Raw genomic sequence first — 23,078 nt, 5'->3', positions numbered from 1 at the left:
TTTTTCCATACTTTCTTGGCATTTAAAAAAGTTCTTGTCATAATAAATTATTTCTATACCTTTGCCCTCCCAAAAAAAGTTCTTTAGTAGAAATCATTATATGGGAGCCCGCCGTAGGCGAGGCGCTAACACCAAAAAATAAATTATGGCAAAAGAAATAACGGGCTACGTCAAGCTTCAATGCAAAGGCGGACAAGCCAATCCTGCACCGCCAATAGGCCCTGCTCTCGGTTCAAAAGGTATTAATATCATGGAGTTCTGCAAGCAATTCAATGCAAGAACCCAGGACAAACAAGGGAAAGTTCTTCCCGTTCTCATTACAGTTTATGGAGATAAATCTTTTGATTTTATCATAAAAACTCCTCCAGCTGCAGTACAATTAAAAGACGCAGCCAAAATTCAAAGCGGCAGCAAAGAGCCCAATCGAAACAAGGTAGGTAAAGTATCCTGGGCACAGGTGGAAGAAATTGCCAAAGATAAAATGGCAGATCTTAACGCTTTTACTCTGGACAGCGCGATGAAAATGGTGGCCGGTACTGCCCGCAGTATGGGTTTAACAGTAGATGGAACCGCTCCCTGGGAAAAAAATTAATTGTACACAGTCCCGATAGCCATCGGGATAAACTTTTGAAAAAATGATTACTAAAAAAAGAAAAGAAGCCAACGCTAAGGTTGATCAAAATAAAAGCTACTCGCTTAAGGAAGCTTCATCCCTTATAAAAGATATTAATACAACTAAATTCGATAGTTCTGTAGATCTTCATATACGCCTGGGTGTCGATCCAAAGAAGGCTGACCAGGCAGTACGTGGTACTGTTTCTCTGCCGCATGGCACAGGAAAAACAAAGAAAGTCCTGGTGCTTTGTACTCCCGATAAAGAACAGGTTGCAAAAGATGCTGGTGCTGATTTTGTAGGTCTTGATGAATTTATTACCAAGATTGAAGGTGGCTGGACGGATGTTGACGTGATTATTGCAACTCCTTCTGTAATGCCTAAAATTGGTAGACTTGGTAAAGTATTGGGTCCGAGAAACCTGATGCCTAATCCTAAAACAGGAACGGTAACAAATGATGTTGTAGCCGCCATTAATGATGTGAAAGGTGGTAAGATTGCATTTAAAGTTGATAAAGTAGGTATCGTGCATGCATCAATAGGAAGAGTTAGTTTTTCTTCGGACAAAATTGAAGCAAACAGTCAGGAACTAATCAATGCAATTATTAAATTAAAGCCTTCAACATCAAAAGGAACTTATTTGAAAAGCCTTAGCATGGCCAGCACGATGAGCCCGGGCATTACTATAGATGCAAAATCTGTTCAGAACTAATAAAAATTATTTGCTTCGTTGTTAATTGCAACTCAAGCAGCAAAACACATTGTATGAATAAAGAACAAAAGCAGGAAGTAATTGATACTTTGAAAGGTAAATTTTCTCAGTACTCTAACTTTTATGTAACAGATACTCAAAATCTCAGCGTAGCGCAGATTAATAACCTTCGTCGTCATTGTTTTGATAAACAAGTGGAGATGCGGGTAGCAAAAAACACGCTTATCAAAAAAGCACTGGAAAGTCTTGATAATGATAAATATTCTGGTGTTTACGATTCATTGCACCAGGTAACGGCTTTAATGTTTAGTGAGAGCCCTAAAGAACCTGCACTTATTATCAGCAGTTTTCGAAAACAATTAAATGCCGAAAAGCCGGTATTGAAAGCGGCGTTTTTAAATGGCGATATTTTTGTTGGCGACAATCAATTAGTTGCTCTAACAAGAATTAAAACAAAAAATGAACTTATTGGTGAGGTTATTGGTTTATTGATGTCGCCGATTCAGCGTGTGATTGGTGCTTTACAGAACAGGCCTGAAACTGCTGAAAAGACCGAAGCGAAGGTAGAATCGGTAGTAGAGGTTAAACCGGAAATAACTGTGGAGGTTGCGCCTGCTCCAACAACTGAGGATAAAGCCCCCGTTGCGGAAATAAAAGCTGAAGACTCGCCAAAGACTGAAGCTGAAGGGGCTGAACCCAAAGCAGAGGCTTAATCAAAATTAATATTCAAAAATTTTAAATAAACAATTTTTTTAAAAACACTCCGGCGGACCCTGGTAATTGTTGGGGAGAGAAGTCGGAAAAAATTAAATCAAATAAAATGGCAGACGTAAAAGTATTAGCTGAAAGTTTAGTAAGCTTAACAGTAAAAGAAGTTCAGGAATTAGCTGAATTTTTAAAATCAGAATATGGGATTGAACCGGCAGCAGCAGCAGTAGTAGTCAGCGCAGATGCAGGTGGTGGAGCTGCAGCAGTAGAAGAAAAGACATCTTTCGATGTAATTCTCAAAGCTCCCGGCGCTAACAAACTTGGAATAGTAAAAATTGTAAAAGAACTTACAGGCCTGGGTTTAAAAGAAGCGAAAGATCTTGTTGATGGCGCTCCAAAAGCGATAAAAGAGGGGGTTGATAAGGCAACTTCAGAAGAAATCAAGAAGAAGCTTACCGAAGCCGGCGCTGATGTTGAAATACAATAATGTTTTGTATTAAATAATTGCAATGGCTGGGTATAAACCTAGCCTTTGCTTACTTTTAGCATTTTGGTTCAAATGGCTGAATTTAAAATTTCCCTAAATTATTTTGGGGAAAACCCACTTTCCAGATATTTGAATAATAATGCTTACTTTTGCACTCCTTTATTTTCGGGTAAGTGACAAAATACCTGTAATTACCCTTGTAGAGGCGCTCTCACTTTAAAATATTTTAACTAAAATATGGCTCCAACTAAAGTAGCTCCAGATCAAAGAATCAGTTTTGGAAAAATTGAACATTTGGCGGAAACCCCTGATCTATTGGGGATACAGATACAATCTTTTAAAGACTTTTTCCAGTTAGAAACTACTCCCGATAAGCGTAATGTTGAGGGATTGTTTCGGGTGTTTAAGGAAAATTTTCCTATTACGGATACCCGTAACATTTTCATGCTGGAATTCCTGGATTATTTTGTAGATCCTCCACGTTACACAATTGAAGAATGTATTGAAAGAGGACTGACTTATGCTGTTCCTCTTAAGGCTAAACTTCGACTTAGTTGTAATGACGAAGAACATGTGGATTTCCAGACCATTGTTCAGGACGTTTTTCTTGGAAACATTCCTTACATGACTCCCCGCGGTACATTCGTAATAAACGGTGCGGAGAGAGTTGTTGTAAGTCAGCTTCACCGTTCACCTGGTGTATTCTTTGGTCAGTCAGTGCATCCAAACGGAACAAAAATCTATTCTGCAAGGGTTATACCTTTTAAAGGAGCGTGGATGGAATTTGCTACAGACATTAATAATGTTATGTATGCATACATCGATCGTAAGAAAAAATTCCCTGTAACAACTTTATTACGTTCTATCGGGTACGAAACTGATAAAGATATTCTCGAGCTTTTTGGAATGGCGGAAGAAGTGAAGGCTGATAAAAAAACACTTCATGCCAATATTGGGAAGCGTTTAGCGGCAAGAGTTTTGCGTACATGGGTTGAAGATTTCGTGGATGAAGATACCGGTGAAGTAGTGAGTCTTGAAAGAAATGAAATAGTGTTGGAAAGAGATACCATTTTAGATGAAGACAATATCGCTATGATTTTGGAGCTCGAGGTGAAAAGTGTTTTCATTCAGAAAGAAGAAGTGAGTGGTGACTATGCAATTATCTACAATACTTTAAATAAGGATACTTCTAACAGTGAGATTGAAGCCGTGCAGCATATTTATCGCCAGTTAAGAGGCGCGGATGCTCCTGATGATGAAACTGCTCGTGGTATCATCGATAAACTGTTCTTCAGCGATAAGCGCTATGATCTTGGTGAAGTAGGTCGCTATAAAATCAATCGTAAGCTTGGTTTAAACTATCCTATCGAAAAGAAGGTTTTAACTAAAGAAGATATTATTGCAATAATCAAGTATCTCGTTTTACTTACGAATGCAAAAAGTGAAATTGACGATATTGATCATTTAAGCAATCGTCGTGTACGTACCGTGGGAGAGCAGTTGTATGCTCAGTTTGGCGTTGGTCTTGCCCGTATGGCTCGTACTATTCGTGAAAGGATGAATGTAAGAGATAACGAAGTATTTACTCCTGTGGATTTGATTAACGCAAGAACTTTGTCTTCTGTTATCAATTCATTTTTTGGAACATCTCAATTATCGCAGTTTCTTGATCAGACAAATCCTTTAAGTGAAATAACACATAAACGTCGTATTTCAGCGCTCGGCCCCGGTGGCTTAAGCAGGGAGCGTGCAGGCTTTGAAGTTCGTGACGTTCACTATTCTCACTATGGTCGTCTTTGCACAATTGAAACTCCTGAAGGTCCAAACATCGGTTTGATCTCTACGCTTTGTGTACACGCAAAAATCAACGAAATGGGTTTCATCGAAACTCCTTATCGCAAGGTGAATAATGGGCATGTAGACATGAAGAAAGTGTATTTTTTGAGCGCAGAAGAAGAAGATACTGCAAAAATTGCCCAGGCAAATGCGCCTCTTGATGATCATTCAAATTTCTTGAATGATAAAGTAAAGTCGAGAGAAACAGGTGATTTCCCTATTCTTGATAAAAATGAAGTGGAATATATGGATGTAGCGCCCAACCAAATTGTGGGATTGAGTGCTTCACTAATTCCTTTCCTCGAGCATGATGATGCCAACAGGGCTTTGATGGGTTCTAACATGCAACGCCAGGCTGTTCCATTAATTCTTCCACAAGTTCCTATAGTTGGTACAGGTCTGGAAGGTAAAGCAGCTCGTGATGCAAGGATTCAGATTCATGCCGATGGCGATGGAGTTGTTGAGTATGTTGATGCAAATGAAATTCATGTTCGATATAACAGGAATCAATCTCAAAAACTAGTTAGTTTCGAAGAAGATCTGATAATATATAGGCTTACTAAGTTTATTAAAACAAACCAAAGCACTTGTATCAATCTACGCCCTGCTGTAAAGAAAGGACAAACAGTAAAATCAGGAGATTTTTTAACCGAAGGATATGCAACAAAAGATGGCGAATTAGCGCTGGGTCGTAACTTGAAAGTGGCATTCATGCCTTGGAAAGGTTACAACTTTGAAGATGCTATCGTTATAAGTGAAAAGGTGGTGAAAGAAGATTTGTTCACTTCGATACATATAGACGAGTTTGAATTGGAAGTACGAGATACCAAATTAGGTGAAGAAGAACTAACACCTGATATTCCTAACGTAAGTGAAGAAGCGACAAAAGACCTGGATCAGCATGGTGTAATAAGGATAGGTGCACAAGTTAAGGAAGGTGATATTCTTATTGGAAAAATTACTCCTAAAGGCGAAAGTGATCCAACTCCGGAAGAAAAATTATTAAGAGCAATTTTTGGGGATAAAGCGGGTGATGCAAAAGATGCTTCACTCAAGGCTCCAAGTGGAACAGAAGGGGTAGTAATCGATAAGAAATTATTCCAGCGTGCTAAGAAAGATAAGAACGGTAAAGTAAAAGAAAAGGCTTCCCTTGAAAAGATTGATAAGACCCATGAGAAGAATGAGGCCGATCAATTAGAATTGCTTATCAGCAAGCTTTTGGTTTTGTTGAAAGATAAAACTTCTGCGGGGGTATATAATAATTTTGGAGAAATGCTTATTGGTAAAGGTTCTAAATTCACTCCAAAGAATCTTTCAAACATTGACTACCAGAATGTAAATCCCCTGGGATGGACTAGCGAGGCAAAGACTGACGATCACATCAACACATTATTGCACAATTATAATATTAAGTACAACGAAGAACTCGGAAGATACAAGCGAGAGAAGTTCAATATATCAATTGGTGATGAATTACCCGCAGGTGTATTGAAACTTGCAAAAGTTTACCTTGCTGTTAAACGTAAGTTGAAGGTGGGAGATAAAATGGCAGGACGTCACGGAAACAAAGGAATTGTGGCAAAAATCGTTCGCCAGGAAGATATGCCGTTCCTTGAAGACGGAACTCCGGTTGATATCGTATTAAATCCATTGGGTGTACCAAGCCGTATGAACCTCGGACAGATATATGAAACTGTTCTTGGATGGGCTGGCGAAAAATTAGATAAAAGATATGCCACTCCAATTTTTGACGGCGCATCTGTTGCCGAAATTGCAGAACAAATTAAAGAAGCCAACCTGCCAACTTTTGGACATACTTATTTGTATGATGGTGAAACCGGCGATCGCTTCGATCAAAAAGCTACGGTGGGTATCATCTACATTATCAAGTTACACCACATGGTTGATGATAAAATGCATGCACGTTCAATCGGGCCATACAGCTTAATTACGCAACAACCTTTAGGAGGTAAAGCACAATTCGGTGGTCAGCGTTTTGGTGAAATGGAAGTGTGGGCATTGGAAGCATATGGTGCATCAAATATCCTGCAGGAATTGTTGACTTTGAAATCTGATGATATTATCGGAAGAGCCAAGACTTATGAGGCCATTGTTAAAGGCGATAATATTCCAAGACCAGGTGTTCCGGAATCGTTCAATGTATTGGTACACGAGTTAAGAGGTTTGGGATTGGATTTGCAATTTGAATAACCTTTTTAACTGATGGGAATTTCTGAATTCGTAAAACAATAAATTAAAAAGCTCAAAACTGTTCTAACGGTTTGGGGTAAATGAAAATAATATGATAAGAAAAGAAAATCGTCCACGTCCAACGTTTTCTCAAATTACAATTGGCCTTACTTCTCCTGATTCTATTTTAGAAAGAAGCTATGGTGAAGTATTAAAGCCTGAAACCATTAACTACCGTACCTACAAGCCTGAAAGAGATGGTTTGTTTTGTGAAAGAATTTTCGGCCCCGTAAAAGATTATGAATGTGCCTGTGGTAAGTATAAGCGTATCCGTTATAAAGGTATCGTTTGCGACCGTTGTGGTGTAGAAGTTACCGAAAAGAAAGTTCGTCGCGAAAGAATGGGCCACATTAAATTGGTGGTACCGGTTGTTCATATCTGGTACTTCAAATCTCTGCCAAATAAAATAGGTTACCTTCTTGGGATGAGTTCTAAGAAATTAGAAACTATTGTTTACTATGAAAGATTCGTAGTAATACAATCCGGTATCCGTGCAGATAAGGGTCAGAACTATGGTGATCTTTTAACGGAAGAAGAATACCTCGATATTTTGGATACACTTCCAAAAGACAACCAGCATTTACCAGATGAAGACCCTGATAAATTCATCGCTAAGATGGGTGCTGAAGCAGTTCACGATATGTTACAAAGAATTGACCTTGATCAATTGTCTTTTGACCTTCGTAATGCTGCTGCCAATGAAACATCACAACAACGTAAGGCAGATGCATTAAAGCGTCTAAGCGTGGTTGAGAGTTTCCGTGATGCTAATACAAGAATCAATAATCGTCCGGAATGGATGGTAATGCAATACATTCCCGTTATTCCACCTGAACTGCGTCCATTGGTACCGTTAGATGGCGGTCGTTTTGCGTCATCTGACTTGAATGACTTATACCGTCGCGTTATTATTCGAAACAATCGTTTAAAAAGATTATTGGAAATTAAAGCACCTGAAGTAATTCTTCGTAATGAAAAAAGAATGCTGCAGGAAGCCATAGATTCACTATTTGATAACTCAAGAAAATCCAATGCTGTAAAAGCTGAGGGTGGTCGTGCGTTAAAATCATTAAGTGATGTATTGAAAGGAAAACAGGGTCGTTTCCGCCAGAACCTTTTAGGAAAACGTGTCGACTATTCTGGTCGTTCCGTAATTGTGGTTGGACCTGAATTGAAAATGCACGAATGCGGTTTGCCAAAGGATATGGCTGCAGAATTGTTCAAGCCATTTATTATTCGCAAATTAATTGAAAGAGGAATTGTAAAGACTGTAAAGAGTGCCCGTAAGCTGGTAGATAAAAAAGAAGCTATCATTTGGGATATTCTTGAAAATATATTGAAGGGACATCCTGTTATGTTGAACAGGGCTCCAACATTGCACCGTTTGTCAATACAGGCATTCCAGCCCAAATTGATTGAAGGAAAAGCAATTCAATTGCATCCGTTGGTAACTACTGCATTCAATGCGGATTTCGATGGTGACCAGATGGCAGTTCATGTGCCTTTAAGTAACGCCGCAGTTTTAGAAGCGCAGATGCTGATGTTGTCATCGCACAATATATTGAATCCTCAGAACGGAACACCTATTACCCTTCCTTCACAGGATATGGTTTTGGGATTATACTATATAACAAAAGCCAAAAAGTCCACAAAAGAAGTTGCGGTTAGAGGAGAAGGCAAATCTTATTACTCTCCTGAAGAAGTAATTATTGCATATAACGAGCAAAAAATTGATTTACATGCAACCATTAAGGTTAAAGTTGATGTTCGTAATGATGATGGAACATTTCAAAATAAATTAATTGATACAACGGTAGGCCGCGTGATTTTTAACCAGCATGTACCAAAAGGTGCAGGTTATGTAAATGCCTTGCTTACTAAAAAAGCATTGCGTGAAATTATTGGCGATATTATTAAATGGACGAATATCCCGGCTACAGCAAAATTCCTGGATGATATAAAACAACTGGGTTTCCGTATGGCTTTCAGAGGTGGATTGTCGTTCAATATTAATGATCTAATTATTCCTGACACTAAACAGGAAATGATTGATAATGCTACTGGTGAAGTAGATGAAGTTTGGGATAACTATAATGCCGGTCTTATCACAAATAATGAGAGATATAACGGTATCATTGATATCTGGAGCAGGGTGGATACACGTCTAACTGAAACGCTTATACGTGAATTAGCCGCAGATAAACAAGGGTTCAATTCAGTTTATATGATGCTTGATTCTGGTGCAAGGGGTTCCAAGCAACAAATTAAACAGTTGGCTGGTATCAGGGGTTTAATGGCAAAGCCACGTAAATCTGGCAGCACAGGAAGCGAGATCATTGAAAACCCAATTCTTTCAAACTTTAAAGATGGTTTGAACGTATTGGAATACTTTATTTCGACCCATGGTGCCCGTAAAGGTCTTGCGGATACAGCGTTAAAAACTGCAGATGCAGGTTACTTGACAAGAAGGCTTGTTGACGTTGCACAGGATGTGGTTATTAACGAAGAGGATTGTGGAACATTGAGAGGTATTGCTACAACGGCATTGAAAGATAATGAAGATATTATTGAGCCATTATATGATAGAATTTTAGGCAGAACTTCTTTGCATAATGTATATAATCCGGTTAATGATGAAATACTTGTTGAAGCTGGCGGAATTATAACTGAAGATATTGCACATGCAATTGATGAGGCTGGCGTTGAAGTCGTAGAAATCAGGTCAGTACTTACCTGCGAGAGTCGTCGCGGAGTTTGTGTGAAGTGTTATGGTAAAAACCTGGCATCTGGTTATACCGCTCAAAAAGGTGATGCGGTGGGTATCATAGCGGCTCAGTCAATTGGTGAGCCCGGTACACAGCTTACTTTGCGTACATTCCACGTGGGTGGTGTGGCAGGTTCTGCATCTGTAGAATCTACGTTGAACGCTAAGTTTGATGGTACTATTCAATTCGATGGTTTACGTACAGTCGATGCCGTTAGCAACGCAGGAGATAAAACAAAAGTAGTTATTGGCCGTACAGGCGAAGTAAGAATAATGGATGTAAAGAACGATCGCCTGCTTATTACTAATAACGTTCCTTATGGTGCAACACTTAATGTAAAAGACGGACAAAAAGTTACGAAGGGTGAGGTTATTTGCACATGGGATCCGTTCAATAATGTTATTGTTTCTGAAATTGACGGTGCTATTAAATTTGAAAACATTGTTGAAGGTATCACCTTCCGTGAGGAAGCTGATGAACAAACAGGACACAGGGAAAAAGTGGTTATTGAAACAAAAGATAAAGCCCGTATTCCATCGTTAATAGTTGAAGGTAAAAAAGAATCTAAATCATATAACTTACCAGTTGGCTCGCATATTATTATGGACGAAGGTGAAGAACTGAGAGCTGGACAGGTTGTAGTGAAGATTCCAAGGGTGTTAGGTAAGCTAAGGGATATCACGGGTGGTTTACCACGTGTAACAGAATTGTTTGAGGCCAGAAACCCAGGCAACCCTGCGGTGGTTTCTGAAATTGACGGTGTCGTGTCGTTTGGTAATATCAAGCGTGGTAACAGGGAAATTATTGTTGAAGCAAAAGATGGTGTGGTAAAGAAATACCTGGTTCCTCTTACAAGACAAATTCTTGCACAGGATGGTGACTTTATAAAAGCTGGTGTTGCTTTGTCTGATGGACAGATTGCACCTGCGGATATTCTTTCAATTAAAGGGCCGTTCGCAGTTCAGGAATATGTAGTGAATGAAATACAGGAAGTGTATCGGTTGCAGGGTGTAAAAATAAATGATAAACATATCGAGGTTATTGTTAGGCAAATGATGCGTAAAGTAACCATCGAAGATGCCGGTGATACTAAATTCCTGGAAGGAGATACTGAAGACAGGTACGACTTTAATACAGAGAACGACTGGATTTTTGACAAAAAAGTTGTGACTGAATCAGGGGATAGCACTAAAATGCGGCCTGGTAAAATTGTTACCCTTCGCGAAATAAGAGAAGAAAATTCTGTACTTCGTCGTGCTGATAAGAAAACGGTTGAGTATCGCGATGCGAGACCTGCAACATCTTCACCATTATTGTTAGGTATTACAAAGGCTTCTCTTGGAACGCAGAGCTGGATTTCTGCGGCATCATTCCAGGAAACAACGAAGGTGTTGTCATCTGCGGCCATCCAAGGCAAAACAGACACAATGCTTGGCCTTAAAGAAAATGTAATTACTGGTCATCCAATACCTGCTGGTACAGGATTGAGGGAATTTGAAAACATGATCGTGGGCAGCAAAGAAGAATATGAATTATTGATGACTACAAAGGAAGCAATGGCTTTTGATGAAGAAGAATAGTCGCAATGTTTAGCGCTATAATATTAATAAAAAAGGGTAAGAGAAATCTTACTCTTTTTTATTAAGAGCAATTCAAGAACCTAACGCTATTGCTTAACAACTTTAGCTCCTAATACTGTGATAGCAACACTGTCAGTACCTTTGGGAGCGAAATATTTTGTTTTAAAATTTTTAGATTCTCCCGGATGTAACATTTCAAAAATGGTTTCTTTATCCTGTTCGAGTAATGCATGTGTTTTGCTGTAGAATGATAGATTAATATCCACATCTTTAAAAACTGCAACGGAGGCTTTGTTTGTTAGCACACCTTTAATAACGGTTTGGCCTAAAAGATTTCGTTTATTATGTCCTTCTGCAAATAAAAAATTTTGCGGGGTTTTCTCTTCTTTTTCCTGCAAACTTTCTTTTGTTTTTTCATATACCTCTTTTTCGGTAGTGGCTTTTTTGGAGTCGCTGGTACATGAAAAAATAGTTATCGTAAATGCGAAGAATAATAAAGAAAGATTTTTCATTAAAATAAATTTTACCACAATAAAAAACAATTTTCCCGAAACTGCCTGTTAAAATAATTTTTTAATAAAATGGTATCTAAACTATCAAGCCTCAGTTCCCAGCCATAAAGCGCCGCCTATGCTGTTTTGGGTTGCACCGGTCACGGAAGAAAGTACAGTATACTGCTCCCGCCACCGTAGCGCTCCTAACAATCCCATAATAAGCGCTTCTTTATATTTCACTGTGTCGGTATCAGGAATAGAAATTTCAAAATTTATTTCATTCAAATGTTGTTGAAGCCTTTCCATAAGAAAGTTATTAAAGGCACCACCACCCGTTACAAATAATTGCTGCGAGTCACTTCCTTTAAATAGGCGTAGCGAATTTTTTATTTGAATACAAATATGTTCCGCATATGTCCTTAAACTATCCTCAACACTAATTCCTGATGATCGCAAAAGAGGGTAAACTAAATCGGTGCCAAATGTATTTGCCAAAGATTTTGGATAAGCCAGTTGATAATATTCCAGGTTGTTTAGCTTATTCAGTAAATCTTCGTTTACCCTTCCCTGTGAGGCGATCTTTCCCTCGTCATCATAGGCAAGACCTTTTTCGTTTGCTAGCATATTTAACACGCGGTTAGCAGCACAAACATCAAAAGCGATCACTCCGTCCGGTTGGTGAACAGAAAGATTTGCGATGCCGCCAATATTTAGAAAATATTTGTATTGGCCGAATAACAATTTTTCTCCCAAAGGAACTATTGGGGCACCCTGGCCTCCAAAAGCGACATCAATTGATCTCAGGTCGCTGACAACTGGTAGTCTTGTTTCAGCAGCAATGGCAGCACCGTCGCCTAACTGGTGAGTCATTTTTTTTTTTGGCAAATGAAAAGTGGTGTGGCCATGTGAACATATGAGATTTACCTGGTGATGCAGGTTATTTTTATCAATAAATTCATTAATCTTATTCCCGATAAAGTGCCCGTATTCAGTGTGGAGCAACAGGTATTCTTTTGCAGAAAGATTGACGGACTGTTGCAGTTTTTCAATCCATTCTGTATCGTAAGGGACACATGTGGCAAGCTGGATTTCATACTGCCATCTTCCGGCTTGCTCCTGCAGTTCTGTGTAAACGATATCGATTCCGTCCAAAGAACTTCCACTCATAATGCCAATTACTTTATAAACCATTTTCAGTATTTAATATGCTTTTAAAAACTTTTCGAAATTAGATTTGTTCAAATTTATAACTTTAAGTCTTGGGTAGTACCTTGTGTCAACTTTAAAACATCATTAAATGGTAGTCAATCTTAGCGATGAACATTCCCTGGTAAGCAATATTTTAAGTGAGTTGAGAGATATTGAAATCCAGGAAGACAGGATGAGATTTCGCAGGAACCTCGAGAAAATAGGAGAGATTTGCGCCTATGAAATAAGTAGAAAGTTGCCTTGGATTGAAAAGGAAGTAACCACACCATTAGGTACATCAGTGTGCAGGGTCCTGGAAAAGCAACCGGTGCTGGCAACTATTTTAAGGGCAGGTCTCCCAATGCATACCGGGATGCTTAACTATTTTGATAAGGCCGACAATGCTTTTATAAGTGCTTATCGCAAGCACAACCCTGACGGGAGCTTCGATATAAGCCTCGACTATATCAGCTGCCCGGATATGGAGAACCGTGTTGTTATTATATCTGATCCTATGCTGGCAACCGGCTCGTCGCTGGTAAAAACGATTCAATTTATTAGGGAGGAGGGAAATCCTTCGGAAATTCACATTGTATGTGCGCTTGCTTGCACGGTGGGTATTGAATATGTATTACGTGCTGAACCACGGGCCACAATCTGGTGTGGTGATATTGATGACGAACTTACTGCAAAAGGATATATAGTTCCAGGATTAGGCGATGCGGGAGATCTGGCATATGGGGTAAAAGTGCAGATGTAGAAAATTCGCGGATTATCAGCAACCACGTCATTTGTTTCGATCATAAATATGCAGCGCTTCAGAGGGAAATACGGTCTTCTATTGTATAGTTTTTTCAATAAGAATAAAAATTAAACACCTATCTTTATTTATCAGAACAATTGCCTGTAATGAAAACAAGATTTTGTCTCTTAGCTAGCCTCTTGCTCCTGTGTTATTTTGCCGATGCACAGGATCCTCATTTCTCGCAATTTTTCGCTTCACCACTTACATTAAACCCGGCACTTACCGGAAAATTTGATGGCACATTGCGTGTTGCTGGTAACTATCGCAATCAGTGGCCGGCATTTAATAACGTGTACACGACATATACCCTAAGTGTTGATTTTCCTATTTTAAAAAATAAGTTACCCGATTATGATACATGGGGACTTGGAATTTTGGCGCTCAACGATCAGGCGGGCGCAGGCGTGTTAACAAACACTTATTTGGGTTTATCTACTTCTTACCATAAGGCGCTTGATGAGAACGGGTTCCAACAATTGGGGATAGGGTTCCAGGGAACCTATGGACAGAAAAGATTAAATACAAATAATCTAAAATTTGAAGATCAGTTAACTCCCTTTGGCTTTACTGGCGTAACCCAGGATATATTTAATACCCAGGATCTCAATATCAATTATCTCGATATGAATGCTGGTTTGTTGTTTACAAGTTCAACAAACGAAGACAATAATTTCTATGTAGGTGCATCCATGTACCACATAAATCGCCCCAAAGAAAGTTTTAAAGGAGGAGCCTGGAACATAGCAACCCGAACAACGATAAGTGCCGGCGGATATTTCCCGGTTGGCGAAAACCTTACATTACATACGAGTGGTATTTACCAGGTTCAAAATAAAGCTACCGAAACAAATGTTGGTGGAGCGCTTGCAGTTGCCTTCGATCCGGAAAGCGATAATCCCTCTAACGTTTATGTAGGCTCCTGGTACAGGATAGGAGATGCAATAATTCCTTACGTTGGTCTTGAATTTGCCGGCATGAGATTTGGCGCTACATACGACATTAATATTTCCAGTTTAAAAGCCGGTTCACAAAGCCGCGGTGGTATGGAAATTTCTTTGATCTATGTTAAAAAACCTGCAGGTTCCAAAGGCATTCCCTGCCCTAAATTCTAGTATTTCAACCTGATTTTTTTTCCATTTAAATCATTTTGTTCAAGAACATAAAAAATTTGGCAGCAAAACAGCCTAAGGTTATCTTTGCCGTCCCTTAATAAAACCTGCCGCGTTGGTCAAGGGGTTAAGACGCCTCCCTTTCACGGAGGAATCACGGGTTCGAATCCCGTACGTGGTACGAATTAAGTTAGAAAAGCCTTGTAATTGAAATTTGCAAGGTTTTTTTTTACCCCCTCTTATTTTGGTTGAATATCTTTTTGCATCGCCTCTTTCACCAATCAGTTAAGATTTAATTTTTTTTTAATAAGTAGTAAATTATTTATAAATTGTAGGTAATTGGTATTGACTTGTTTTTTCGATTGAATGATCAGCTTGTAATTAAAAATTGCTGTATCTCAACTCACGAAAATGATAAGTAATTCTAAAATAAACAACGATTGCAGGCCGTGTCAATACAAACAAAAGGCCACTCCAAAAAAACATATCAGCTTGGTGTCGGGGATATTATTGGCTTTGGTTCCCAAATGCCCATTTTGTTTTATGGCATTTTCCAGTACTATGTTTCTTTGCGGCGAAGATGGCACTCATATTTCTCAACGCACTTTTACCTCTCCTGCAACTTTAAATGTCACACTGTTTTTTTGTGCCCTCACCATCTTATGTATCATTCTAAATTATCGGGATAACCGAACTGTATTTGCCATTGCCCTGGCAACGGTAGGTTCTGCTTTGGTTATATTGAGTGTCACGTCTGCGGGCGGCTTGCTCTTATATTATTTCGGAGTGTTAATGGTTTTTGCGGGTGTATGGCTAAATGCCAGCTTATTGTATTTTATCAGGAAAATAAAAAGTTCTTTTAATAAAAAACATGCTGTTGATTTAAAGGCTAATTAATAGCTGTTATCGGTTTTCAATTTATATAAATAAAAAAATAAAAATTTATGATTGCCCAATCCTTCCAGTACGAATCGCCAGGAACTATTGCAGAAGCAATTTCATTACTTCAAAAATATGGTGACGAAGCTAAAATACTTTCAGGCGGCCATAGCCTTATTCCCATGATGAAATTAAGATTTGCATCACCTGAATATCTTATTGATATTAATAGCATCAAGGGCTTATCGCACATAAATGAAGAAAATGGCATTGTAAAAATTGGTGCTCTTACAAGAGAAGCGGAGATCGAACATTCCGACTTATTAAAAAAATACTTCCCAATTTTTGGGGATGTAACCAAACAGATTGCGGATCCGCAAGTAAGAAACCGCGGAACAGTTGGCGGTAATCTTGCGCATGGCGATGCGGCCAATGACCATCCCGCGGTGATGATGGCCCTGAGAGCGATTATTGTAATAACGGGTCCTGAAGGAAATCGAACGGTACCTATCGATGAATTTTTCTTTGGATTTTATACAACCGCAATTCAACAGAATGAAATCCTTACTGAGATTCAAATTCCGATTCCACCTGCGGGGACTGGAAGCGCCTATCATAAACTGGAAAGAAAAGTAGGGGATTATGCTACTGCCGGGGTCGCGGTTCAATTGACTCTTGACAACAAAGGCATTTGTACTGCTGCCGGAATTGGTTTAACCAATGTAAATCCGGTTCCTTTAAGGGCTTCCCGTTCTGAGGCTGCATTATTGGGTAAGCCGATTACTGATGCTTCCATTGCGGAGGCCGCGCAATACGCCTCAGAGGATTGCAGTCCTTCATCAGACTTAAGAGGCAGTGAGGAATACAAACGGGCGATGGTGGCAGTATTGGTAAAACGTATGATTCATAAAACTGTAGAAAGAATTACAAAATAATGTTCTTTCATCAAAACAAAGTAAACATTTAAATCAGGAACAATGGAAATTACAGTATCAGTAAATGGAACAGAACATAAGCTTGATGTTGAACCACGCATGCTGCTGGTTCATCTTATTCGCGAAAACCTGAACCTAACGGGAACGCATATAGGTTGCGATACCAGCAGTTGCGGAGCTTGTACAATACTGTTGGATGGCAAATCGGTAAAATCCTGTACTATTCTCGCGGTGCAGGCTAATGGTAAATCGGTATCAACTATTGAGGGCGTTGTTGCGGCTGACGGAACACTACATCCACTGCAGGAAGGCTTCAAAGAAAATCATGGCCTGCACTGTGGGTTCTGTACACCGGGTATGATTATGCGATCCATAGAATTATTGGAAAATAATCCTAATCCTACGGAAGAAGAAATAAGGTGGGGAATTTCGGGTAACCTTTGCCGTTGTACGGGTTATAACAATATCGTAAAGGCGATAGAATATGCCAGTGCAAAAATGCGTGGCGTTGAAACTGCTTCAACCGAACCCCAGTTCGTTTAAATTAATTTATCAACTTATTCAATCTAATCATATGATTCAATGTAAAACTTCAAAGGCAATCAGTGGAATGGGACATTCCATGAAAAGAAAGGAAGATGCACGGTTTATCCAGGGGAAGGGTCATTATGTCGATGATATAAAGCTGGATGGAATGCTCTACATGGATATTACGCGAAGCCCCTATGCGTATGCTAAAATAAAGAACATCGATATCAGCGAGGCAATGAAAGTTCCCGGCGTTGTAGCTGTGATTACCGGCAAGGACCTGGAAAAATATAACCTTCATTGGATGCCAACAATAATGTCGGACACTCAAATGGTATTGCCGACGGATACTGTAATGTACCAGTCGCAGGAAGTAGCTGCGGTAATTGCTACGAGTCGTTATGCAGCACGCGATGGTCGCGAGGCTGTAAAGGTGGAGTATGAGCCTATGCAAGCGATTGTAGATCCCTTCAAATCTATGGATCCTTCCTCACCGGTGCTAAGGACAGATAAGCCGGGAAAGAAAGATAATCACATTTGGCATTGGGAAGTGGGCGATAAGGCAAAAACTGAGAAAGTTTTTGCTGAAGCGGATGTTGTTGTAAAAGAACAAATGCATATTCCGCGTATTCATGTATCATCCATTGAAACATGCGGCTGCGTGGCCGATTACGATAAAGTTAATAACCACCTTACGATGTATATGACCACCCAGGCGCCTCATGTAATCCGCACCGTAATTGCTTTGGTGGCGGGGCACGTGGGATTGACTGAAGAAAAAGTAAGAGTCATTTCTCCTGATATCGGTGGCGGCTTTGGTGGTAAAGTGCCGGTATATCCCGGCTATGTTATTGCGATTGCCGTATCGTTTCTTGTTGGTAAACCCGTAAAGTGGATTGAAGATAGAAGTGAAAATCTGCAGGCCGATTCTTTCGCACGTGACTATCACATTACCGCAGAAATGGCCGGGACAAAAGAAGGAAAAATCCTTGCAACCCGGTTCAAGGTTTTGGCAGATCATGGCTACACCGACGCTGCAGCTAACCCTTCTAAATTCCCTGCCGGTATGTTTTCCATCGCAACCGGTTCTTATAATTATGGAACTGCGTTTATGGAGGCTGATGCAGTTTATACCAATAAGCCGCCCGGAGGCGTTGCCTATCGTTGTTCTTTTAGGGTAACGGAAGCCGTACACGCAATTGAACGCATGACGGATCGTTATGCCCTGGAGATAGGGAAAGATCCGGCACAATTAAGAATGGATAACTTCATTAAGAAAGAAGAGTTTCCATGGCATTCACCGACCGGCTGGACTTATGATAGCGGTGATTATCATGCAGGGTTGCAAAAAGCAATGGACGTTGTTGATTACCCGGCACTAAGAAAAGAGCAGGCTGAAAAAAGAGCGAAAGGTGAATTAATGGGAATCGGAATTGCAACATTTACAGAAGTGGTTGGGGCGGGACCTTCCAAAGATTTCGATATCCTTGGAATTAAAATGTTTGATAGCGCAGAGATAAGGGTACATCCGACAGGTAAAGCTATTGCACGCTTTGGAACCAAAAGCCAGGGACAGGGGCATGAAACAACGTATGCGCAAATTATTGCTGAAGTTTTAGGAATACCTGCCGAAAATATACAGGTTGAAGAAGGCGATACAGATACTGCTCCATATGGTTTGGGTACCTATGCAAGTCGCAGCACGCCTACAGCAGGAGCGGCTGCGGCTGTTGCTGCACGAAAGCTTCGCGATAAAGCAAAAAAGATTGCCGCCTACTTGCTTGAAGTAAGCGAAGATGACCTGGAGTGGGAACCCGGTAAATTTTTTGTAAAAGGGGCGCCGGAAAAAGCAAAGACTATCCAGGAGCTTGTTTTTGCCGCGTACACTAATTTCCCGCAGGGAATGGAAGCAGGCTTTGAAGCGACACACTATTATGATCCTCCAAATCTTACCTTTCCATCAGGCGCCTATATCTGCGTGGTTGATATTGACAAAGAAACCGGTGGCATCCACGTTCGCAGGTTTGTAGCTATTGATGATTGCGGACACATCATTAACCCGATGATTGTACAAGGACAGGTTCATGGCGGGCTCACGCAGGGAATAGCTCCCGCCATGTATGAAGAATTAATTTATGACGAGGCGGGAAATATCTTAAACGGAACTCTGATGGATTATCTCGTTCCAACGGCTATTGAATCGCCGAAGTGGGAAACGGGTCATATCGTAACGCCATCTCCGCATCATCCCATAGGTGCGAAGGGAGTGGGCGAATCGCCAACTGTTGGCTCACCACCTGCTATTGCCAATGCAATTATAGATGCGCTCTCGCCTTATGGAATCACGCATCTTGATATTCCCATCACGCCTTTCAAAGTTTGGAAAGCGCTAAAAGAAAAGGGTGTATACGACAAATAAAATTTATGTGAAAATTGAGCAGGCCACACAAGTGGCCTGTCCTATTTCAAAATATTACCATTCAACTTTCGTAAATTTATAAGAGGCTTTTCAACATTTTACATGTATTCTATAACACTCCGTGGATGCGGATTAAACAAATTCAGGCATGAATACAACAATAACAAAATCATTTCACGCAGAACAAAACATTGATGAGGTTTGGGATAATCTTACAGACCCTGAAAAAGTGGTTGTGTGTGTGCCCGGCGCACATTTAACTGAAAAGGTAGATGATAATAATTATAAGGGCGGGGTTGAATTAAAATTCGGCCCTGTTAAAGCAAGTTATGGCGGACTTATAACTTTTATGGAAAGAGATGTTGCCTCGCACACGATGAAATTAAAAGGAAGCGGCACGGATACAAAAGGAAAAGGGGGCGCTGAAATGACGATGACAGGAAATCTTACAGAAAAGGACGGTGGTACCGACGTAAACATTTCAATGGAAGTATCTATTGTTGGTATGCTGGCGCAATTTGGAAGCAGGCTTATCAATGATGTTAGCAACCAGGTCTTCGACCAATTCATCAATAATTTTAAAAATAAATTATCAGGTGGTGAAGTAGATAATTCATTACACACCGGCTCTCTTGTTGGCAGCGCTATAAAAGGAATTTTTAGTGGAAAAAAATAATAGCAAGTGGAATTAATTAAAAGTGCGAAAGAAATTATTGCAGCTTTAGACAGACACCAGTATGTAGCGGATGAAGAGTTTGCTACAATACTTTTTCTTTTATTAAAGCTTCAGAAACCATTATTGCTGGAAGGTCCGCCCGGCGTGGGCAAAACGGAAATGGCACTGGTCCTCTCGCAATTATTAGACACCAAATTGATAAGGCTGCAATGTTATGAAGGCCTTGATATAAACGCCGCTGTGTACGAATGGAACTATCAAAAACAATTGCTTGGGATCAAACTACAGGAGGATGCCAATCTTACCGTTGAAGAAAAAGAACACCATATTTTCAGCAATGAATACTTACTGATGCGCCCGTTGCTGCAAAGTATAATGGAAGAAGAAAAAGCGCCTGTTTTACTGATAGATGAATTAGACAGAAGCGATGAAGAGTTTGAGGCATTTTTATTGGAATTGCTATCGGTCTTTCAAATAACTATTCCGGAGATGGGCACTATTAAGGCAAGGTATAAACCTTATGTAATACTAACGTCAAACCGTACACGTGAATTAAGTGATGCATTAAAAAGACGTTGCCTCTATCATTGGATTGATTATCCTGATCTTGAAAAGGAAATGATTATTGTTAAAAAGAAGTTACCCAATATTGAACAGCATTTGCTGGAGCAGGTTGTTGCACATGTGCAGGCATTCCGGCAAAGAAAACTGGCCAAAACGCCGGGTGTTAGTGAAACAATTGACTGGGCTGAAAGCTTGATGGCGCTGGGCTTTAGAGAAGTTAATGCCAAAGCATTTGAACAAACATTGGGAAGTGTTTTAAAATCGGTGGAAGATATTAGTCAAACAAAAACTGAATTTGCGTTGACGCATTAAACTATAAAAAAATGTCCCATGCAGAAAGCCACCAACATCGGGAAGTTCCTTACTTAGTGCGCCTTGAGTCTTTGAGGGAATAGATTTTATAAGTAAATCATTATGAAACACCAGGCATTTCAAACACAAAACATAACCGAAAGCATAGTGGCTTTCATTCAATTTGCCAGGAGCCATGGATTTAATATTGGCATCCGGGAAACCGAGGATGCCCTTGCTTGCGCAAATCAAAATTTAATTGCAGAACGGTCAGCCCTTAAGTATGCATTAAAGTCCATTTGCTGTACATCTCCCGAAGAAAGAAAAGTTTTTGAAAAATTGTTTATTCTTTATTGGGATACCAACCCTATGGACATCGAAGAAAAAAAGAATAAAACATCGCTGCAAGGCCTGGTTAAAAAAAAGACTAACGCGTCATTAGTAATGCTTGGACAGGGCAAAATAAATAGTGCCACCGAAGAAGGTAAGAACTATTCGGGGGCAAATGACGCCGAGCGGTTGAAGAAAACCGACCTTGCCTCGCTGAACCAAATGGATGCGCAGGTTTTGGAAGAAATTGCAAAAAAGATGTTCAGGGAAATGACGCTGCGCTTGCGCCGCAGAATGAAAGAGAACAGGAATAGCGGAAGAATTAATTTACGTCGCACGATCAGGAGAAGTATTAGTTATGGCGGTGAACCAATGGAATTATTTCGCCGGGCTCAAAAGCCAAAAAAACAACGGCTGCTTGTTTTCCTGGATGTTAGCGGATCAATGGATAAATACAGTTATTTCCTGTTGAGATTTATTTATGCATTGCGTGAAAATTTCAGGCAAATGGAGGCATTTGTCTTCAGTACTTCATTAATAAGAATAAGCAAAGGATTACAACAGAGCCGGCTTGATTTTGTTTTGAATAAAGTGAGCGAACAGGCTGTTAACTGGAGTAGCGGAACACGTATTGGCGAATGCCTGCAGACCTTTAATGATAAATACGGGAAACTATTATTAAATGGTTCTCCCACGATTTTGATACTAAGTGATGGACTCGATACAGGTGAGGCAACATTACTTGAAAAGGAAATGATGCAGCTTAAAAAAAGAGCCGGAAGAATTATCTGGTTAAATCCGTTAAGGGGAACAAAAGGGTATGCGCCTGAAGCAAAGGGAATGAAAGCTGCGTTAGGTTCCGTGGATGATTTTAGAAATGCTCACTCACTTGACTCGCTGCTTGAACTCGAAAATATTTTGGCAGATGCTTGACCAATTTTTAGATAATATTGCTAAGCTCGCGAAGAAAAATGAGCCTTTTGCTATCGCAGTTGTCGTGCGGCGGGAGGCTCCTTCCAGCGGTAAGGTGGGTGACAAAGCAGTCATCAGCAAATATGGTGAAATATTGGGTTGGGTCGGTGGCGGATGCGTAAATGGTATCGCCATTAAAGAAGCGGAAGACGCATTGAGGTCGGGCAAATCAAGATTAGTAAGGATCGGCAAAGCAATTGTTCCATCCAAAAATGAAGGAATTATGGAATATAAAATGACTTGTCAAAGCGAAGGCACCGTAGAAATTTTTATTGAACCAGTGATGCCCAAACCACACCTTGTCGTTATTGGTAAAACAGCCATCGCAAGGGCATTGGTAAAACTTGCTGGTGATACAGGATATCGTATTACGGCCGTCGCCGAAGATGCCAATCTGTCAACCTTTTCAAAAGTTGATGAGTTAATTACGCAACTCAACCTCAACAATGTTACCACAACTGCGTCTACGTGTATCGTTATAGCTACGCAGGGTGAGCAGGATGAGAAGGCTTTGCAAGAGGCTTTAAAAAAAGAAAGAGATTACCTGGGTTTTGTGGCCAGCAGGAAAAAGATGGAAGCTATCTCCAAATATCTTACTGATGCCGGTTTTAACAAAAGCGCTATTGAAGCTATAAGGTCTCCTGCCGGAATTGATATTAACGCAAAGACCCCCGAAGAAGTAGCAATAAGTATTTTGGCAGAAATAATTCAACAAAAAAATAGTTCGTCTGGAATAAGTTCATTTGAAAAATTTGAAGAAATAAAAAATGATGCGCCGGCGCCGAAATACTACATTAATCCTGTGTGCGGAGTGCCTGTCGATATGAATCATCCCAAACATATAATCGAATTTAACGGGGAGAAGGTTTACTTCTGTTGTGATGGATGCAAAATAAAGTTTGAAGCAACGCCGGAAAAATATATGGCCAAAATTGAT

18 protein-coding genes and 1 tRNA gene are annotated in these 23,078 nt (G+C 40.0%); 17 read left to right on the top strand and 2 right to left on the bottom strand.

Annotated elements, in window-relative coordinates; translation table 11 throughout:
- The first annotated feature begins 145 nt into the window (after positions 1-145).
- The 6 genes from rplK to rpoC all read left to right on the top strand — a co-directional run bounded on the left by rplK (position 146) and on the right by rpoC (position 10,951).
- Positions 146-592, top strand: a complete 447-nt coding sequence (gene rplK, locus ACO1O5_RS14530; protein WP_486271421.1) for a 50S ribosomal protein L11 — start codon at positions 146-148, stop codon at positions 590-592.
- A gap of 43 nt (positions 593-635) precedes the next feature.
- The gene (rplA, locus tag ACO1O5_RS14525) at positions 636-1,325 is read left to right on the top strand and encodes a 50S ribosomal protein L1 (protein WP_486271419.1); all 690 of its coding nucleotides are present in this window, start codon (positions 636-638) and stop codon (positions 1,323-1,325) included.
- A 53-nt stretch (positions 1,326-1,378) separates the two neighbouring features.
- Positions 1,379-2,038: a 50S ribosomal protein L10 gene (gene rplJ, locus ACO1O5_RS14520; protein ID WP_486271417.1), complete on the top strand. Its 660-nt coding sequence runs from the start codon at positions 1,379-1,381 to the stop codon at positions 2,036-2,038.
- A gap of 107 nt (positions 2,039-2,145) precedes the next feature.
- Positions 2,146-2,520, top strand: a complete 375-nt coding sequence (gene rplL / locus ACO1O5_RS14515; RefSeq protein ID WP_486271416.1) for a 50S ribosomal protein L7/L12 — start codon at positions 2,146-2,148, stop codon at positions 2,518-2,520.
- A gap of 237 nt (positions 2,521-2,757) precedes the next feature.
- Positions 2,758-6,567, top strand: a complete 3,810-nt coding sequence (gene rpoB, locus ACO1O5_RS14510; RefSeq protein ID WP_486271415.1) for a DNA-directed RNA polymerase subunit beta — start codon at positions 2,758-2,760, stop codon at positions 6,565-6,567.
- A gap of 91 nt (positions 6,568-6,658) precedes the next feature.
- Positions 6,659-10,951 carry a DNA-directed RNA polymerase subunit beta' gene (gene rpoC / locus ACO1O5_RS14505; protein ID WP_486271414.1) on the top strand — a complete coding sequence of 1,431 codons (4,293 nt, stop codon included), beginning with the start codon at positions 6,659-6,661 and terminating at the stop codon, positions 10,949-10,951.
- Positions 10,952-11,037: 86 nt separating this feature from the next.
- Here the strand turns inward: rpoC and ACO1O5_RS14500 are convergent, their stop codons facing one another.
- Together ACO1O5_RS14500 and ACO1O5_RS14495 are read right to left on the bottom strand one after the other, a co-directional pair.
- A complete protein-coding gene (locus ACO1O5_RS14500) occupies positions 11,038-11,463 on the bottom strand; it encodes a hypothetical protein (protein WP_486271413.1) in 426 nt (141 codons plus the stop codon).
- Between the two features lie 84 nt (positions 11,464-11,547).
- The gene (locus tag ACO1O5_RS14495) at positions 11,548-12,636 is read right to left on the bottom strand and encodes an anhydro-N-acetylmuramic acid kinase (RefSeq protein ID WP_486271411.1); all 1,089 of its coding nucleotides are present in this window, start codon (positions 12,634-12,636) and stop codon (positions 11,548-11,550) included.
- Between the two features lie 106 nt (positions 12,637-12,742).
- Here ACO1O5_RS14495 and upp point away from each other — a divergent pair, with 106 nt between their 5' ends.
- The 11 genes from upp to ACO1O5_RS14440 all read left to right on the top strand — a co-directional run.
- The gene (gene upp / locus ACO1O5_RS14490) at positions 12,743-13,393 is read left to right on the top strand and encodes a uracil phosphoribosyltransferase (RefSeq protein ID WP_486271410.1); all 651 of its coding nucleotides are present in this window, start codon (positions 12,743-12,745) and stop codon (positions 13,391-13,393) included.
- A 149-nt stretch (positions 13,394-13,542) separates the two neighbouring features.
- Complete coding sequence (locus tag ACO1O5_RS14485) at positions 13,543-14,550, top strand: PorP/SprF family type IX secretion system membrane protein (protein ID WP_486271408.1); 1,008 nt, start codon at positions 13,543-13,545, stop codon at positions 14,548-14,550.
- Between the two features lie 106 nt (positions 14,551-14,656).
- A tRNA-Glu gene (locus tag ACO1O5_RS14480) sits at positions 14,657-14,728 on the top strand.
- A gap of 230 nt (positions 14,729-14,958) precedes the next feature.
- Complete coding sequence (locus ACO1O5_RS14475; RefSeq protein ID WP_486271407.1) at positions 14,959-15,444, top strand: hypothetical protein; 486 nt, start codon at positions 14,959-14,961, stop codon at positions 15,442-15,444.
- Between the two features lie 47 nt (positions 15,445-15,491).
- The gene (locus tag ACO1O5_RS14470; RefSeq protein WP_486271405.1) at positions 15,492-16,361 is read left to right on the top strand and encodes an FAD binding domain-containing protein; all 870 of its coding nucleotides are present in this window, start codon (positions 15,492-15,494) and stop codon (positions 16,359-16,361) included.
- Positions 16,362-16,403: 42 nt separating this feature from the next.
- Positions 16,404-16,904: a (2Fe-2S)-binding protein gene (locus ACO1O5_RS14465; protein WP_486271403.1), complete on the top strand. Its 501-nt coding sequence runs from the start codon at positions 16,404-16,406 to the stop codon at positions 16,902-16,904.
- Positions 16,905-16,935: 31 nt separating this feature from the next.
- Positions 16,936-19,308, top strand: a complete 2,373-nt coding sequence (locus ACO1O5_RS14460) for an aerobic carbon-monoxide dehydrogenase large subunit (RefSeq protein ID WP_486271402.1) — start codon at positions 16,936-16,938, stop codon at positions 19,306-19,308.
- A gap of 148 nt (positions 19,309-19,456) precedes the next feature.
- A complete protein-coding gene (locus tag ACO1O5_RS14455; protein ID WP_486271400.1) occupies positions 19,457-19,984 on the top strand; it encodes an SRPBCC family protein in 528 nt (175 codons plus the stop codon).
- 6 nt (positions 19,985-19,990) lie between these two features.
- Positions 19,991-20,860 (top strand): AAA family ATPase, encoded by an 870-nt coding sequence (locus ACO1O5_RS14450; protein ID WP_486271398.1) that lies wholly within the window; start codon positions 19,991-19,993, stop codon positions 20,858-20,860.
- Between the two features lie 102 nt (positions 20,861-20,962).
- A complete protein-coding gene (locus ACO1O5_RS14445; protein WP_486271396.1) occupies positions 20,963-22,102 on the top strand; it encodes a vWA domain-containing protein in 1,140 nt (379 codons plus the stop codon).
- A partial coding sequence (locus ACO1O5_RS14440; protein ID WP_486271395.1) for an XdhC family protein occupies positions 22,095-23,078 on the top strand: 984 nt, incomplete at its 3' end. The genes ACO1O5_RS14445 and ACO1O5_RS14440, both read left to right, overlap by 8 nt.

The organism is Ginsengibacter sp. (assembly GCF_057362405.1).
Note: the sequence above shows the minus strand (reverse complement) of the source record. Positions and strands in the feature narration are given on the sequence as shown.

Bases quoted from the DNA above. Each gene is read 5' to 3' on its own strand.
- rplK (WP_486271421.1), top strand. From the start codon at position 146: ATGGCAAAAGAAATAACGGGCTACGTCAAGCTTCAATGCAAAGGCGGA.
- rplA (WP_486271419.1), top strand. From the start codon at position 636: ATGATTACTAAAAAAAGAAAAGAAGCCAACGCTAAGGTTGATCAAAAT.
- rplJ (WP_486271417.1), top strand. From the start codon at position 1,379: ATGAATAAAGAACAAAAGCAGGAAGTAATTGATACTTTGAAAGGTAAA.
- rplL (WP_486271416.1), top strand. From the start codon at position 2,146: ATGGCAGACGTAAAAGTATTAGCTGAAAGTTTAGTAAGCTTAACAGTA.
- rpoB (WP_486271415.1), top strand. From the start codon at position 2,758: ATGGCTCCAACTAAAGTAGCTCCAGATCAAAGAATCAGTTTTGGAAAA.
- rpoC (WP_486271414.1), top strand. From the start codon at position 6,659: ATGATAAGAAAAGAAAATCGTCCACGTCCAACGTTTTCTCAAATTACA.
- ACO1O5_RS14500 (WP_486271413.1), bottom strand. From the start codon at position 11,463: ATGAAAAATCTTTCTTTATTATTCTTCGCATTTACGATAACTATTTTT.
- ACO1O5_RS14495 (WP_486271411.1), bottom strand. From the start codon at position 12,636: ATGGTTTATAAAGTAATTGGCATTATGAGTGGAAGTTCTTTGGACGGA.
- upp (WP_486271410.1), top strand. From the start codon at position 12,743: ATGGTAGTCAATCTTAGCGATGAACATTCCCTGGTAAGCAATATTTTA.
- ACO1O5_RS14485 (WP_486271408.1), top strand. From the start codon at position 13,543: ATGAAAACAAGATTTTGTCTCTTAGCTAGCCTCTTGCTCCTGTGTTAT.
- ACO1O5_RS14475 (WP_486271407.1), top strand. From the start codon at position 14,959: ATGATAAGTAATTCTAAAATAAACAACGATTGCAGGCCGTGTCAATAC.
- ACO1O5_RS14470 (WP_486271405.1), top strand. From the start codon at position 15,492: ATGATTGCCCAATCCTTCCAGTACGAATCGCCAGGAACTATTGCAGAA.
- ACO1O5_RS14465 (WP_486271403.1), top strand. From the start codon at position 16,404: ATGGAAATTACAGTATCAGTAAATGGAACAGAACATAAGCTTGATGTT.
- ACO1O5_RS14460 (WP_486271402.1), top strand. From the start codon at position 16,936: ATGATTCAATGTAAAACTTCAAAGGCAATCAGTGGAATGGGACATTCC.
- ACO1O5_RS14455 (WP_486271400.1), top strand. From the start codon at position 19,457: ATGAATACAACAATAACAAAATCATTTCACGCAGAACAAAACATTGAT.
- ACO1O5_RS14445 (WP_486271396.1), top strand. From the start codon at position 20,963: ATGAAACACCAGGCATTTCAAACACAAAACATAACCGAAAGCATAGTG.